Here is a 13,021-nt window from a genome sequence, read left to right as displayed (position 1 = left end):
GGAATCGGCAATTTAAAACATTCCATAAAGTTGGTGGCTGGCACGAACAGCCAAATCCCATGAAGCCTTTCGGTGCAGGACGATTTCCCATCAGATATTTTGCTGATAGGTCAACTCCGATATTTTCAGAGTTTACTTTGTTTAAACTCCGAAAAAAATGGAGTTTTTTTTATCTGTGAATCAAAATGCATAATTAAAAATATTTTATTTATCTGATAATCAGTATTTTAAAATTAATTCAGTTTACGTTTGTCTTTTTTTTACTTATGGCACATAATTGACTACTCTTTGGTTATGAAGTCAAACAGTGAACAAACTGCAACGTTTTTAAATCAGAAAGGCCAGAACATTTTTTATCGGAACTGGAAAACTCAGGGCCAGCCTAAGGGAATAATTACAGTTATTCACGGACTCAACTCACACAGCGGATATTATCAAGAGTTTGCATATCAGCTTAACGAAAATGGTTTCGAGGTTTATGCGCTGGATCTGGTCGGTAGGGGACAGTCAGAAGGTGAAAGATTTTATGTACCTGATTTTAAGCATATATTGGCCGATATTGATACGCTCATCGGTATTGCGTCCGCCAGATACCCATTGCTACCGGTTTTCCTTTTTGGACATAGCGCAGGAGGTGTTTTTGCCGCTGCTTATGCTGTTAAAAACCAGCATAGACTTAAAGGGTTAATCTTAGAAAGTTTTGCATTTAAACTTCCGGCGCCGGCACCTGCTCTTGCAGCAATAAAATTCCTTGCCCGTTTTATTCCTCATATTCGGTTAGTCAAATTAACCAATGAAGATTTTTCCCGTAATGCCGCTCATGTTCTAAAAATGAACAATGACCCACTTCTTAGTCACGAAAGACAGCCTGCTAAGACGATGCAGCAGCTGTTGCTGGCATCAGAATATCTCGAAAAACAAATAAGTGCAATTGAGCTTCCGCTGCTGGTACTTCATGGTACCGCCGATAGAGCAACTTTGCCATCTGGAAGTGAATTATTTGAAAAACAGGCATCTTCTCCAAATAAGCTACTAAAACTCTATGAAGGTCATTATCATGACCTCCTCAACGATACATACAACGGAATTGTCATTCGGGATATTATCCAGTGGCTGACCGAGGCGATATAAATCGTGGGAGCAAAACAGCGAAGAGCCATACCGCTCTGCGAATGTTAACCCTGCAAGTTGTACCTAACAATTAGTAAAAAACTTAAACCAACAAACAATGATTAATCTAGAATGGTTCAGAACCTTTAAAGTAATTTATGAAGCTGGAACACTATCGGCTGCAGCAAAAGATTTGTTTATTTCCCAACCAGGTGTTAGCCTGCATTTAAGCTCCCTTGAATCTTTTGCCGGGCATAGGCTTTTTGATCGGGATACCAGAAAAATGGTAGCCACGGAAAGAGGGACAATGTTGTATAATTTTATAATCGACCACATGAATAAGCTGGAAGAAGCGGAACATATCTTCCGCAGAAAATCAAAAGCTGAAAAACCAACTGTTAGTGTGGGCATGTCAATGGAAATATTTCAGCATGTATTGGAGGCACACATCACAGATTTGCCCTTTAACCTGGTTACAAGGTTTGGCGACTGTCCGCAGATGCTCCAGGATCTGAACAATGGTACTTTAGATCTGATTCTTACTACCCTCAAGGGTACACAGCATAACCTTGATTATAGACCATTCAATACAGAAAAAATTATATTAATTTGTGGTAATCAGACCGACACCCAGGAATTTGAAGAACTCCTCTTACAAGATAACCGCCCGGCGCTTAGGGAATGGTTAAACAATCAGGTCTGGTATACTACAGCTTACGACATGGAATACCTTAAAAATTTCTGGTCAGCAAGTTTCGACGCACTGCCAAGTTTCAGGCCAAAATACGTAGTGCCTTCTTTTGCATCGATTTTAAGGTGTATGTCCAATAATAAGGGTTTCGCTGTTGTACCCGATTTCCTATGCGGTAAAGAACTCGCTGGAAAAGGTATAAAATTGGCATGGGATGGAAGTCCTGCTGTAGAAAATACCCTTTATTTTGCCAAGAGAAAAAACACCGCGTACCCGGACGAGATCAAATACCTTGAAGATATTCTAAATAAAAATTGGCCTGTTGATGAGCAGGTGTTATCATTGTTGGATTAGTTGATAGCATGTTACCCGTTAACGGATATTCATGAAAAGCTTGAGTTTAAGAAAGAAAGGATTTCTGGACTATAATGCACTATGATAATGTTAGTGCTTATTTCCGTTAGGCCCGGACCGCTGAACAAAGATCCTTGGTCGGGTATTTGCCATCGGTCTGTGTTTGAAGAACGGCATATAGAAACCATTCGCATTTCGCACCGGCGCAGTGCTTGATGCAGGTTGTTGTTACTTTCCCATCAGCTCAGCTCATAAGGCCGGTAATGCAAAGTGCTTCGCAGGTAACGTGATTTCAAAACGTAACTTCCGTTGGTGGCGATTGGTATGCAGTTTACATTCCAAAAATGTTCGTATTGATGCCAAGTATAGTTTTAGACTCACCAAGCAATAAGTCAGATCCATTATTGTTGTTTATTTAGCTTCTTTTTCCCAAACAACAATAATGGTTTTGTTGAAGGAAAATAATAAAGGGGAAAGGCGGATGTTTTTTTAGATTTACCGAACCTTAAAATCCGGAGGATATGGGCGTTTCTTTCGTCAAAAATATCTATACCCCGGATTCCTTCAAGGCTTAGTCGATTTGTAGCTAAATAACAACCGAATTGGCAAGGATAGCGTTTTTTCGCCAAACACGGAGCGAGATATAACCTAGCGCGATTACCGTTGAGATCAAAAATATTAACCCGATAAACATATCTATGCTGAGCAATGTCAACATCACTAAGGGGCCAACTCCGTAACCTCCAAATAAAAATCCTGTTCCATGAGCGGCGGGAGACAAAAGAGTTTGTCTTCCCTGAGGAAACTTCACGAGACCCACAAACAATGGCTGACTACAACCGAAGCCTATTGAAATAATGGCTAGCAGGCATTCAGCCAATCCTAAAGATAAATCACCCCAGAGTACTAAAAGCCCTAAAATGGTTAATCCCATGGTGGCGTATAGAACGGTTATCATTTTCTTATCCATCTGTAAACGGTGGATTAGAAAGGATACTACAAAACCGGGAAAACCAAAAATAAATAGTTCGGTCGCAATCTCAAATTCATTCAGGCGGTATTTAACTGTGAAATAATGGCTGATCCAAACGAAGACACCAGAGTGAAACAGGCCTGTAAAAAACGAAAAGCCGTATATAAATCCAGCTGTACGCTCCACAGTTTTTACCTCGCCGGCTTTTTCACAGGGCGTTATTGCCGGTGCGAATTTTTGTGCTTTCCCTATAAAGCAGAAAACAAACAGCAAAAAACATAGTATGCTTAGACATTGATATAGAGTTCGCCAGCCATAAATTCCATTTAACCACCCGCCAATGCTTGGGGAAAACGTCATACCCGTGGCGAGTGCAAAAACAACCGGTACGATACGCTCTAGAGACTTTGGCTTTTTAGTATAACAAATGCAGTGGAGAATAGCCATTGGCAGCAGAGTGCCGGTCCCGAAACCTATCAATGCCCTGGTTAAGAGAAAAAAAACTGCAGCCTGGCTGATACTTAACAAATAATTTCCTAAAGCCATAGAAGCAAGTGCGAGTAACAAATGCTTACGAATTGTAAGATTAATCTTTAAATAGGCCGTTGCTGCGGCGGCAATAGAAAATGCTATCGCAAATACTGGAATGCCAAGCGCAGGCAATGGAGAGGCAAAGTCCACCGCTAAACTCTGTGCGAGAGGCGCAATTAGATATGCTTGGAACATTACCAGCATACATGCCAATAAAGGAATGCATTCATGAGTTAAAGACAATAGTCTTTTTGAAGCGCATTTCATTTGTTGAATCATCAGTTGAAAATTTAATGTGGACTACTAATTAATTGCAAACCTGATGATCAGGTTTTATCATTTTAGGATTATAAATAGCGGGTTCTGGTTTTGTACCCAAGATTTTGACTTCGTGTAGCTTTTAGGTGGTACCCTCAATGAGCAGGATCTGCCCCGCCTGAAATTGCCTTTTTTCGCCCAGCGAAGTCTCTATCTCAACAGCACTATCTAGCAACACTACAAACTGCCGGTCCGGAGCTTGATGATAATCATTGTAATCTGGTTTGACTGTTCTAAAAGTCATTTCTTTGACTTGAAACCGACCAGACAGAAAGCCAAGGGGGCAGGCATCCGGAAGTGGATATTCGATGACCTGAAAAATTGGTCTCACCATCCACACCCGCATAGCCTCTCGTGATTATAATGTCTTTTTCATGCTATGCGCCTTATAATCTGAACCTAATAACGATTAAATATCCAGTTATTGGCAATATTAATTTCATCCATCAGGATGCCGTGTGATTTACCCTTGTATACTTCCAACCTGACATTTGCTTGTTGAATTTTAAGTTGTGTCACTGACTCTTTAACTCTAATCAGGGGCACGTGCGGATCCAAATCTCCTGTGGTTATCAATATCCTGGTTCCTGAAAGATCACCCTTATAATTATCGCCTTTCAGAACTTCTCCAATCAAGCCTCCGGTAAAAGCAATAGCACCGCCGTATTTCTTCGCATTTCGGCTGATATACTCCAGCATCAAGCATGCACCCTGAGAAAATCCCATGAAAAAGATCCTTTCCCGGGTTATACCATGATTTACTACATGCTTGACAAGTTCGTCTACAATGCTCAGTGAAAGGTCTATTGCCGGTTGATTGGTAGCAATCGGGGCTATAAAACTATAAGGGTACCAGCTATTGTGTGGCGCTTGAGGAGCGAATATGGCCATTCCCTCAATCTCAAGCTCATCACAAAGCTCCATTATATCTGAAGCATTACTGCCTCTACCGTGAATCATAATGAGTACACCTCCAGCTGAATCAATAGCCTGTCCGCCGACCAGATATTTTTCTTCCATCGCACTCATATTATATTAATTTAGGTAGTGTGATTTCAAGGGTTTCACGCAGCTGCTCATATTGCGCAGGTAACATCAACTTCTCTCCAAGGCTCTCCAGAGGTTCATCTACCGTAAAACCGGGATTTTCAGTGGCCAGTTCAAATAAAATCCCTCCAGGTTCGCGGAAATAAATCGAATAGAAATAGTTTCTGTCAATTTTTTCAGTGACCCTTAGTCCAAGCCCAACGATCGTCTCCCGGAATGCCATCAAAATCTTCTCATCTCTAACCCTGAAAGCGACATGGTGTACCGATCCTGTAGATACGTGTCCTGGAGTTTCAGATTTCCTAACTAAAAGATCAATGATTGCCGCATTTGGAACGGAGTCGGTAATAAAACGGAAAAGATCATCCTTTTGCTCAACTAATCGGTAGCCAAATACTTTTGTCAGTATGTGTGCTGTTGGCGCTAACTCATTGATCATTAAAGTTATACCGTTAAATCCCTTCAGGGCATTATTGACAGGCACGTCCGTGGATGTCCAGGGTAAGCGAGTATCTTCTTTCGAAGAACCTATCAGCTCCAAACGAAGTCCATCGGGGTCAAAAACTGTTAGATATGGATCGTTGAATTTTTCGGCTACATCGATAAAATTTATGCCATTCTTCTTAAAGCGTTGTTTCCAAAAGTCGATGCTTGACTTGTCTATGGAGTATCCTATCGAAGTGGCTTGACGTGTTCCAGGTCGTCCCGGTGGGATTCCTTCATTTGGAAAAAATGTCAAAATGCTTCCCGGTGTGCCCATCTTATCTCCATAATATAGATGATAGGTTTCAGGATCATCGAAATTCACTGTTTTTTTAATGAGGCGAAGCCCGAGTATACGGGAATAAAAATCATAGTTTCTTTTGGCATCACCGGCAATCGCTGTGATATGATGAATACCTTTAATCGTTTTTTCCATATTTCTTATTTTGTTGGAATGGGTTACTTAAATGATACGGCGGGATAATCGTGTCTGTCTATTGGTTGTTTAACCTCGCCCAGACAACCCGCTGAATATTTTTTTGGTTAATTCAAACAGCTCCTTCAAACTTCCCTGAAAAAAATCTCCATTTATCAAAAAGGCCGGAGTGCTTTTCAAACCGTCAAGATGCCCTGCCTGGAAATCCAAATGTATTCTTCTGTGTACATTTTCGCTGATGCTGTCCTTAAAAAACTGGCGCTTATCAAGATTAAACGATTCTGCAAGAGACAGGAATAAATCATCACTGCCAGTAGCCTGTGCCCGAAATACAGCATGGTGCATTTCCCCGTATCTGCCTTGTTTTCCTGCCGCTTCCACTGCACATTCGGCATCAAAGGCATAACGGTTTCTTGCTATGTAAGGATAGTTACGAAAGGTGAAAGAAAACCACTGACCACATTTTTTTAGGGGCTGCCTGATTGCTACATGCGATGAACGCGATAATGTGCATTGGAAATCCCTATATCCGATTAGGTGCAGAACCGGATTTTCTGCGCCCAAAGTATTTTCATTCAGCACCTGAAGTTTATCTCTAGTCATTCCCTGTTATAATTTAACTTGCAAATACGGGGTTATTAGTCTGGGCCGCTACCAGTTTTTTAGTTTCTTCCGCCTTATTGAAGAAGGTATCAACAATAGAATGGGATGAATGAATGTCTGGCTGCCTTAAATTGCGTCAAATCAACCATGTGATTAATTTTCAATAAAGTTCGCCTGAAATTTAAGAAATGGAAAATCACAGGAGTTATACCTGTTATCATTATTTTGATAGCCCTTTAGACTATCAATTGCGAGAAGGTTGATAGATAATATGATCCGGGACCGGCTGTTTTGTTAAGTTATTCCAATATGTCTTTCAATGAGTGCATACAGGGAAATAAGGTCAAAGGGCTTGCCAATATTCGCATCAAATATCCAACGATTCTTTTTCTTAAAAATGTTTTCATTGCAACTCATTGCAACGATAGGGAGATTCGGATATAAAAATTTCATTCGACAGCACCACTCTACGGATTTATCAGAAGGTAAAGATAGGTTAATGAGAATCAGTGATGGTGCTATACTTTGAATTAAATTAATCAGTTCCAGTTCGTGCCCGGAGTAACCAATAGCTTCGTAGTTATTCATTTCCAGCGCATGACAAAGAACTCCCAGCAGGTTGAGGTCCGGATCTATGATTAATATCGTTTTCATCTTGACGAATTACAGGTAAATTCTGTAAAGCTATGCCTGTTGTCTATTTCATGGCTACTATTTTTATCTCCACATATTGGCCAGGTAAAGCCAGTTCCTTTACGCCTAATATTGAACTGGCAATTCTTTTAGGGTCTGGATAAAACTTAGCGCCAATAGCCTTTCTTGCCTGAAAGCCTGCCTGCATGTCGGTTACATAAATTACTTCTTCAATGACATCATCTTCAATATAATGGAAGCCCTGCAAAAGTTTAAGTATATTTGCATAAGCTAACTCCATTTGCTTATCCATCCCTTCTGCCAAAACACCCTTTTCGTCGTGGCCTAACTGACCTGAAATATAGACCATGTTTCCATTTTTTACCGCCTGAACGTAACCGTAATCATCTTCCCATTTCATGTGGAAAGTGTTAAATTTTTTGTTTTCGTTAATCATGTCTTCCTTATTTTATTGTTAATCGATTTTTCTTTTAATTCAATTGAAAATTGAGCTAATTTCCCTGATGTGCATACTTACAATATTGTTCTCTGATATCGTTTTAAAACTGCTTAATTAATTCTCTGCTAAATATTTGTGGACAAAAGAAATTGCCATCGAACCTTCACCAACTGCCGAGGCTACCCGGCTCATTGCTCCGGAACGTACGTCTCCTGCGGCAAATATACCGGGGATACTGGTCTCAAGTAAGTAAGGGTCTCTTTTAAGCTTCCAGAATTCCCCAAACCTGCTGTCAGACCGCAAGTTTTGCCCGGTTCTAATAAAGCCGTTAACGTCCCGTTCAATAGCATCTCCCAGCCAATCAGTGAAAGGTTTAGCGCCTATAAAAATATACAATGCGGCCGCCTTGTGCCTGTCAAGGCGCTTGCTTTTTATATTTTCAATTAATAAATCCTCCAGGTGGTTCCCGCCTAAAGCCTCCCTTATTTTGCAAGTAGTCATAACCTCAACGTTAGGCAGGCTTTCAATTTGCTTGATAAGGTAGGAAGACATCGTACTTAATAAACTTTCTCGTCTGATGATTATATGAACTTTTTTAGCAAATTTAGAAAGGTAAACCGCAGACTGGCCTGCGGAATTGCCGCCTCCAACGATATAAACGTCCTGCCCTTTACATGAGGCCGCCTCGCTTACTGCCGCTCCATAATAGATTCCGGCACCTGTAAAATCGCTAACGCCCTTGGTATCGAGTTTTCTGTAATCGACCCCTGTAGTTATAATAACTGCCCGACACTTGATTGAGCTGCTATCATGGAGTGTTATGGTTTTGTAGTTGTCCATCTCGCTGATGGACAATACTTCTTTTGGAGAAAGTATCTCCGCGCCAAGTCTTATCGCCTGGCTGATCGCCCTTCGGGACAGGTCAGCACCCGTCAGCCCTGAAGGGAAGCCCAGGTAGTTTTCTATTCTCGAACTAGTTCCTGCTTGTCCGCCCGGAGCTTTCCGTTCTATTAACAGGGTTTTTAGACCTTCAGAAGCGCCATAGACAGCAGCAGCAAGTCCTGCAGGACCCGCTCCGATAATAACGACATCATACATTTCTGTAGTCACGTTCGCATCTGTCCCGATTCTTAATGCCAAAGAATAAACATCTGGCTGGATAAAAACTTTTCCCTCCTCGGTTATAACAATAGGTAAATCCTCTAAACTTAACCGGTTGAGTTGAAGTAACAAGTTTGCCTCCGGATCTTTCTCGATATCCAGCCATCGGTATGGAATCAGGTTGCCTGCCAGGAAATCCTTTAGCTTGTGCGAGAAGGGCGAATATTGGAATCCGATCAGCTTGATTCCTTTGAATTCAGGACGGTAATTAGCCTGCCAGTCGGAGAGGAGTTCATCCAGGACGGGATATAAACCTTCCCCGGCAGGATCCCAGGGCTTCATCAGGTAATAATCCAACTGGATACGATTTATGGCCTCTATGGCTGCCTGAGTATCGCTGTATGCAGTTAACAGTACCCGTTTCGCCTCGGGAAAAATGGCCATGGCTTCTTTTAAAAATTCGACACCCTGCATTTCGGGCATACGCTGGTCGCTGATAAAAATAGCAATGGCCCTGGACTGATTCTTCAATTCGGAAATGCTTTCTAAGGCCTGGTGGGCAGAACTACTGCTGATGATCTTATACTTTTTCCCATACTGGGATTTTAAATCCCGTGTGATTGCATGGAGGACTTGATGGTCATCATCTATCAAAAAAATTAAAGGTTTTTCCATTTTTATTTAATCTGTCATTCAATTTTGCTGATTGTCAATCGGGATGCAAACTGTAAAGACAGTGTTGCCCGGAACTGAATTTACTTTAACTGACCCACCATGTCTGAGTATAATCCTTCTGACATTTTCCAGCCCCATGCCTGTGCCTGTACCAATTGGTTTAGTCGTAAAAAAGGGATCAAAGACGTTATTTATGATTTCTTTGGCAATGCCAGGTCCATCATCGGTAAAGCTAACCTTGATGTTGTTGCGCTCGCGCTCGGTCACAATTGTTAGTGATCCCTGTTTATTTTCAAGTATGCTGTCAATTGCATTATCAATCAGATTGGTCCAAACCTGATTAAGTTCTCCGGTGTACCCATTTACCAGTGGAATTCCTTCGCCATAGCGCCTGATGATATGAACTTTTCCAGCCCTGATTTTATGTCCGAGCATTCGGATCGTATTATCCAGTCCATCATGTACATCTGTATATGACTTGTTTTGGCTACGGTCCATATGTGTGTAAATTTTGACTGATCGGACCAAATCTGATATCCGCGAGGAAGCAACCTGAATGTTATGAGCAATTTTTTCGGTAATAAGGGTGTGCGATAGACGCTCAAATACCGCTTCGAGTGCTTTTTGCGGAAGCTGCGATTTGAAAAAGTCGAGCGAGTCCTTGCCAATATTGAAATCTACAAAGATTTCGATCATCTCTTCAGTATGATGGATAGAATTACTATCCATCCAGTTGGTGATGCTATTTTCCTTTTGATCCCGCGCTTTGTAAGATAATTCAGTTTCCTGATATGCGGAGATAATTTCAATAAGGTGGTTATCTATTTCCGCGATGGGCACATTTCCCCAACATTCCACTGTTAATGAATTATTGACCAACCGATCGGCCCGAAGATGTGCTTTGAGTGCTGAAGCATCACTGATTAATGCGGAGGCCGGGTTGTTTAATTCATGAGCTAAACCCGCTGCCAATTTTCCAAGCGAGGCCATCTTGTCATTTTGTTGCTGAAGGGTCGTATAATTTTTGACCCTGTTGTTCATGATATGCACCAATGACTGCGTGAGTTCAAAATGTAAACTGATCATTTCCCTCACCATTAAGGTTTCAAAGGATAATACTTCGACCTGATCGAGTGCAAGTGCATTTAATGGTGCAATGTCGCTTCTTGAGTAGGGGAGGTATCCAAAGATATCACCCGTTTCCAGTGTTAAAAGATCTTGCCTTTCCTTTCCACGATAGATAAACATTAAAATATTTCCCTTCATTAAAAAATGTGGTCCATCAATTTTCCTTCCCTGCACCCCCACAAAGTCTCCTGCTTCAAATTTTCGGATCTTGCTGTGTCTGATCAGCCAGTTCAATTGTTCATGGGGAACTGTTGAAAGACTTACAAAATTCAATAACTGTTGAAGAAGGGGTGGCATCATCTGTTAATCTATATATGGAAAATAGGCTCATTTACACTTAAGCAGACAGATATTTTTGCAACTCAGCTGATGCGTGCGTAATCAGGGACTTCACCTGGGTTAGGTTTGCCAAGGGATTAAGCATACCGAAGTCATGGATCATTCCATTGTAGCGTATGGTGGTTACCTTAACACCCGCCTGATCCAGTTTTCGGCCAAATTTTTCACCTTGGTCCCGCAAAATATCAGCTTCTGCCACCTGAATTAATGTTGGGGGAAGCTTTTTAAGTCGCTTGCGTTCTGCAAGGACTGGGGAGATATAAATGCTATTTAGTGCCTGCTCATCGTTAGTATAGTTGTCGAACATCCATTTCATTTTTTGGGAAGTTAAAAACCTGTCATTGCCGTACTTATCATAAGACTTCCAGCTTGCCGTGTAGCTTGTTACCGGCCACATTAGTATTTGTAGTTTGATCTCGGGTCCCTTGTTTTCAAGTGCCCGGATAGCGCTGGCGATGACCATGTTCGCTCCGGCACTGTTGCCTACAAGAGCCATCCGTGTACCATCCAGACTATGGTTATGACCGTTTTTTGATAACCAGTCCAGTGTGGCAGAAATTTCATCCAGTGCCCGGGGATATTTCGCTTCAGGTGAGCGCGTGTAATTTACAAAAACGCCTGCTGTGCCTGATCGGACAACCAAATCCCTTACCATTCGTTTTTGGCTCGGATAGTCACCCAAAACCCAGCCCCCACCATGTATGAAAACAAAAAAGGGCAAAGTTCCTTCAATGTTCGCAGGTCTTAAAATATTAAGTTTTATCTTATATCCGCCTGAATCCATGCTCAGTTCAGATTCCTCAATTCCAGAATAGTCGGCTTCGCCGGATGCTTGAAGATCGGCGAAAGCTTTTCTCGCATCAGTAACCGATAAATTTACTGCTGTGGTCGATTTTAGGGCATTGAATGCTGTAAGGAATTTTTTTGTTTTTTTTGAAAGCGCTTTGTCTTTCTCAATCGGATATTGTTTTTCGATTTCTTCCATAATGTATAATGTTCAATTTCCGTTGCTGATGAATTAGTAAATAGCCCCTGAAACACCGGTAGTAAATTTGATCAACGGGATTGGAACAGATCAAATATGCGCTGCAAAGCAAGCGGTCTTGCAGCGCAATCTGATTGTACCGGAAAACTATATTTTTCCATCTCTTTAATAGTTAATATCCAAGTTATTTGACGGCCGTCGCCGCATCGGTGATAACTTTTGCAACCTGTTCAGGCTGCGAAATAAATACCGCATGACTTCCTTTTACTTCTGTGACTTTAGTGTTGGAACGCTTATACATTGCTTTTTGAATCGAGGGAACAAGGGTCTTGTCCTCGGTGGAAACTACCGCATAGGTTGGTTTTGTTTTCCATGCAGCACTAGTCAGCGGAGTTACAAAACCTTTGACATTAAAGGCACCCTGTGAGGCTGCCATAAACTCAGCTTGCGCTTTGGGAATATCCGCACCGAAACCCGCATGGAATTTTGCCAGATCATAATAAACCATCCCTTTCTCATCTGGATTAAGTATTCCGCTTTCCGGAGCTGGTGGAGCGGTCATTACCCACTGCAGCACCGTTTCTCCTTTGTCCGGTTGAAAAGCTGCTACGTAAACCAATGCAGCAACTTTGGGGTGGTCACCTGCCTGGGTAATAACAGCACCTCCGTAAGAATGGCCTACCAGAATCGTTGGACCATCTTGTTTATCCAATGCGAGTTTGGTGGTCGCAGCATCGTCTTCGAGTGAAGTCATTGGATTTTGAACCACTGTTACCTTATAGCCCTTTTTAGTCAGGATGGCATAGACAGCACTCCATCCCGAACCATCGGCAAATGCACCATGTACCAATACAACATTTTTAACTTGTGGAGCTTGTGCGGATAATTGCTGCGGAGTTGTAATCACGGCCAGTAATAACATCGCCAAGGTTCCTATCCTGGCCGATTTTTGGATTGATAATTTTGTTTTCATGTTTTTAAATTTATGGTTTAGGAAATATCTCTCAAGGCATTGGTTTCCCAGGACACTTTTTTTCGTTATATCCAGTACAAAGTTGGCGGTTTTCAGCGTTTTGCAAAATCATTTGAATTCTAGCAGTTATTAAAAATATGATGCTATAATTGAGTATAGGTTAAATACCTTCTTTAGAGAA

At 41.6% G+C, this 13,021-nt stretch carries 13 protein-coding genes; 2 read left to right on the top strand and 11 right to left on the bottom strand.

Annotation, left to right across the window (positions count from 1 at the left end):
* Nucleotides 1–294 precede the first annotated feature (294 nt).
* Together ACTJKN_RS02810 and ACTJKN_RS02805 are read left to right on the top strand one after the other, a co-directional pair.
* Nucleotides 295–1,131 carry a lysophospholipase gene (locus ACTJKN_RS02810; RefSeq protein WP_440822492.1) on the top strand — a complete coding sequence of 279 codons (837 nt, stop codon included), beginning with the start codon at nucleotides 295–297 and terminating at the stop codon, nucleotides 1,129–1,131.
* Between the two features lie 97 nt (nucleotides 1,132–1,228).
* A complete protein-coding gene (locus ACTJKN_RS02805) occupies nucleotides 1,229–2,155 on the top strand; it encodes a LysR family transcriptional regulator (RefSeq protein WP_440822490.1) in 927 nt (308 codons plus the stop codon).
* A 586-nt stretch (nucleotides 2,156–2,741) separates the two neighbouring features.
* Here ACTJKN_RS02805 and ACTJKN_RS02800 read toward each other — a convergent pair.
* From ACTJKN_RS02800 to ACTJKN_RS02750, 11 genes are all read right to left on the bottom strand, one after another.
* Nucleotides 2,742–3,938 (bottom strand): MFS transporter, encoded by a 1,197-nt coding sequence (locus ACTJKN_RS02800; RefSeq protein ID WP_440822488.1) that lies wholly within the window; start codon nucleotides 3,936–3,938, stop codon nucleotides 2,742–2,744.
* A gap of 121 nt (nucleotides 3,939–4,059) precedes the next feature.
* A complete protein-coding gene (locus ACTJKN_RS02795; RefSeq protein WP_440822486.1) occupies nucleotides 4,060–4,311 on the bottom strand; it encodes a hypothetical protein in 252 nt (83 codons plus the stop codon).
* 65 nt (nucleotides 4,312–4,376) lie between these two features.
* Complete coding sequence (locus tag ACTJKN_RS02790; RefSeq protein WP_440822484.1) at nucleotides 4,377–4,997, bottom strand: alpha/beta hydrolase; 621 nt, start codon at nucleotides 4,995–4,997, stop codon at nucleotides 4,377–4,379.
* Between the two features lie 10 nt (nucleotides 4,998–5,007).
* Nucleotides 5,008–5,943, bottom strand: coding sequence for a ring-cleaving dioxygenase (locus ACTJKN_RS02785; RefSeq protein ID WP_440822482.1), 936 nt, complete (start codon nucleotides 5,941–5,943; stop codon nucleotides 5,008–5,010).
* A gap of 69 nt (nucleotides 5,944–6,012) precedes the next feature.
* Entirely contained in the window at nucleotides 6,013–6,546 is a 534-nt protein-coding gene (locus ACTJKN_RS02780) for a DsbA family protein (RefSeq protein ID WP_440822480.1), read from the bottom strand.
* Nucleotides 6,547–6,840: 294 nt separating this feature from the next.
* The gene (locus ACTJKN_RS02775) at nucleotides 6,841–7,200 is read right to left on the bottom strand and encodes a hypothetical protein (protein WP_440822478.1); all 360 of its coding nucleotides are present in this window, start codon (nucleotides 7,198–7,200) and stop codon (nucleotides 6,841–6,843) included.
* A gap of 43 nt (nucleotides 7,201–7,243) precedes the next feature.
* Nucleotides 7,244–7,636 (bottom strand): RidA family protein, encoded by a 393-nt coding sequence (locus tag ACTJKN_RS02770; RefSeq protein WP_440822476.1) that lies wholly within the window; start codon nucleotides 7,634–7,636, stop codon nucleotides 7,244–7,246.
* Nucleotides 7,637–7,753: 117 nt separating this feature from the next.
* On the bottom strand, nucleotides 7,754–9,415 hold the full coding sequence (locus tag ACTJKN_RS02765; protein WP_440822474.1) for an FAD-dependent oxidoreductase: 1,662 nt from the start codon (nucleotides 9,413–9,415) through the stop codon (nucleotides 7,754–7,756).
* Nucleotides 9,416–9,433: 18 nt separating this feature from the next.
* Complete coding sequence (locus ACTJKN_RS02760; RefSeq protein WP_440822473.1) at nucleotides 9,434–10,843, bottom strand: ATP-binding protein; 1,410 nt, start codon at nucleotides 10,841–10,843, stop codon at nucleotides 9,434–9,436.
* A 37-nt stretch (nucleotides 10,844–10,880) separates the two neighbouring features.
* A complete protein-coding gene (locus ACTJKN_RS02755) occupies nucleotides 10,881–11,867 on the bottom strand; it encodes an alpha/beta hydrolase (RefSeq protein WP_440822470.1) in 987 nt (328 codons plus the stop codon).
* Nucleotides 11,868–12,051: 184 nt separating this feature from the next.
* Nucleotides 12,052–12,840 (bottom strand): alpha/beta hydrolase, encoded by a 789-nt coding sequence (locus ACTJKN_RS02750; RefSeq protein WP_440822468.1) that lies wholly within the window; start codon nucleotides 12,838–12,840, stop codon nucleotides 12,052–12,054.
* Nucleotides 12,841–13,021 lie beyond the last annotated feature (181 nt).

This window comes from Pedobacter sp. 22163 (assembly GCF_052045595.1).
Taxonomy (GTDB): Bacteria; Bacteroidota; Bacteroidia; order Sphingobacteriales; family Sphingobacteriaceae; genus Pedobacter.
Note: the sequence above shows the minus strand (reverse complement) of the source record. Positions and strands in the feature narration are given on the sequence as shown.

Excerpts from the sequence above, each read along its gene's own strand:
- ACTJKN_RS02805 (WP_440822490.1), top strand. The coding sequence starts at position 1,229 with ATGATTAATCTAGAATGGTTCAGAACCTTTAAAGTAATTTATGAAGCT.
- ACTJKN_RS02795 (WP_440822486.1), bottom strand. The coding sequence starts at position 4,311 with ATGGTGAGACCAATTTTTCAGGTCATCGAATATCCACTTCCGGATGCC.
- ACTJKN_RS02750 (WP_440822468.1), bottom strand. The coding sequence starts at position 12,840 with ATGAAAACAAAATTATCAATCCAAAAATCGGCCAGGATAGGAACCTTG.
- ACTJKN_RS02770 (WP_440822476.1), bottom strand. The coding sequence starts at position 7,636 with ATGATTAACGAAAACAAAAAATTTAACACTTTCCACATGAAATGGGAA.
- ACTJKN_RS02775 (WP_440822478.1), bottom strand. The coding sequence starts at position 7,200 with ATGAAAACGATATTAATCATAGATCCGGACCTCAACCTGCTGGGAGTT.
- ACTJKN_RS02810 (WP_440822492.1), top strand. The coding sequence starts at position 295 with ATGAAGTCAAACAGTGAACAAACTGCAACGTTTTTAAATCAGAAAGGC.
- ACTJKN_RS02800 (WP_440822488.1), bottom strand. The coding sequence starts at position 3,938 with ATGATTCAACAAATGAAATGCGCTTCAAAAAGACTATTGTCTTTAACT.
- ACTJKN_RS02780 (WP_440822480.1), bottom strand. The coding sequence starts at position 6,546 with ATGACTAGAGATAAACTTCAGGTGCTGAATGAAAATACTTTGGGCGCA.
- ACTJKN_RS02765 (WP_440822474.1), bottom strand. The coding sequence starts at position 9,415 with ATGGAAAAACCTTTAATTTTTTTGATAGATGATGACCATCAAGTCCTC.
- ACTJKN_RS02785 (WP_440822482.1), bottom strand. The coding sequence starts at position 5,943 with ATGGAAAAAACGATTAAAGGTATTCATCATATCACAGCGATTGCCGGT.
- ACTJKN_RS02760 (WP_440822473.1), bottom strand. The coding sequence starts at position 10,843 with ATGATGCCACCCCTTCTTCAACAGTTATTGAATTTTGTAAGTCTTTCA.
- ACTJKN_RS02755 (WP_440822470.1), bottom strand. The coding sequence starts at position 11,867 with ATGGAAGAAATCGAAAAACAATATCCGATTGAGAAAGACAAAGCGCTT.
- ACTJKN_RS02790 (WP_440822484.1), bottom strand. The coding sequence starts at position 4,997 with ATGGAAGAAAAATATCTGGTCGGCGGACAGGCTATTGATTCAGCTGGA.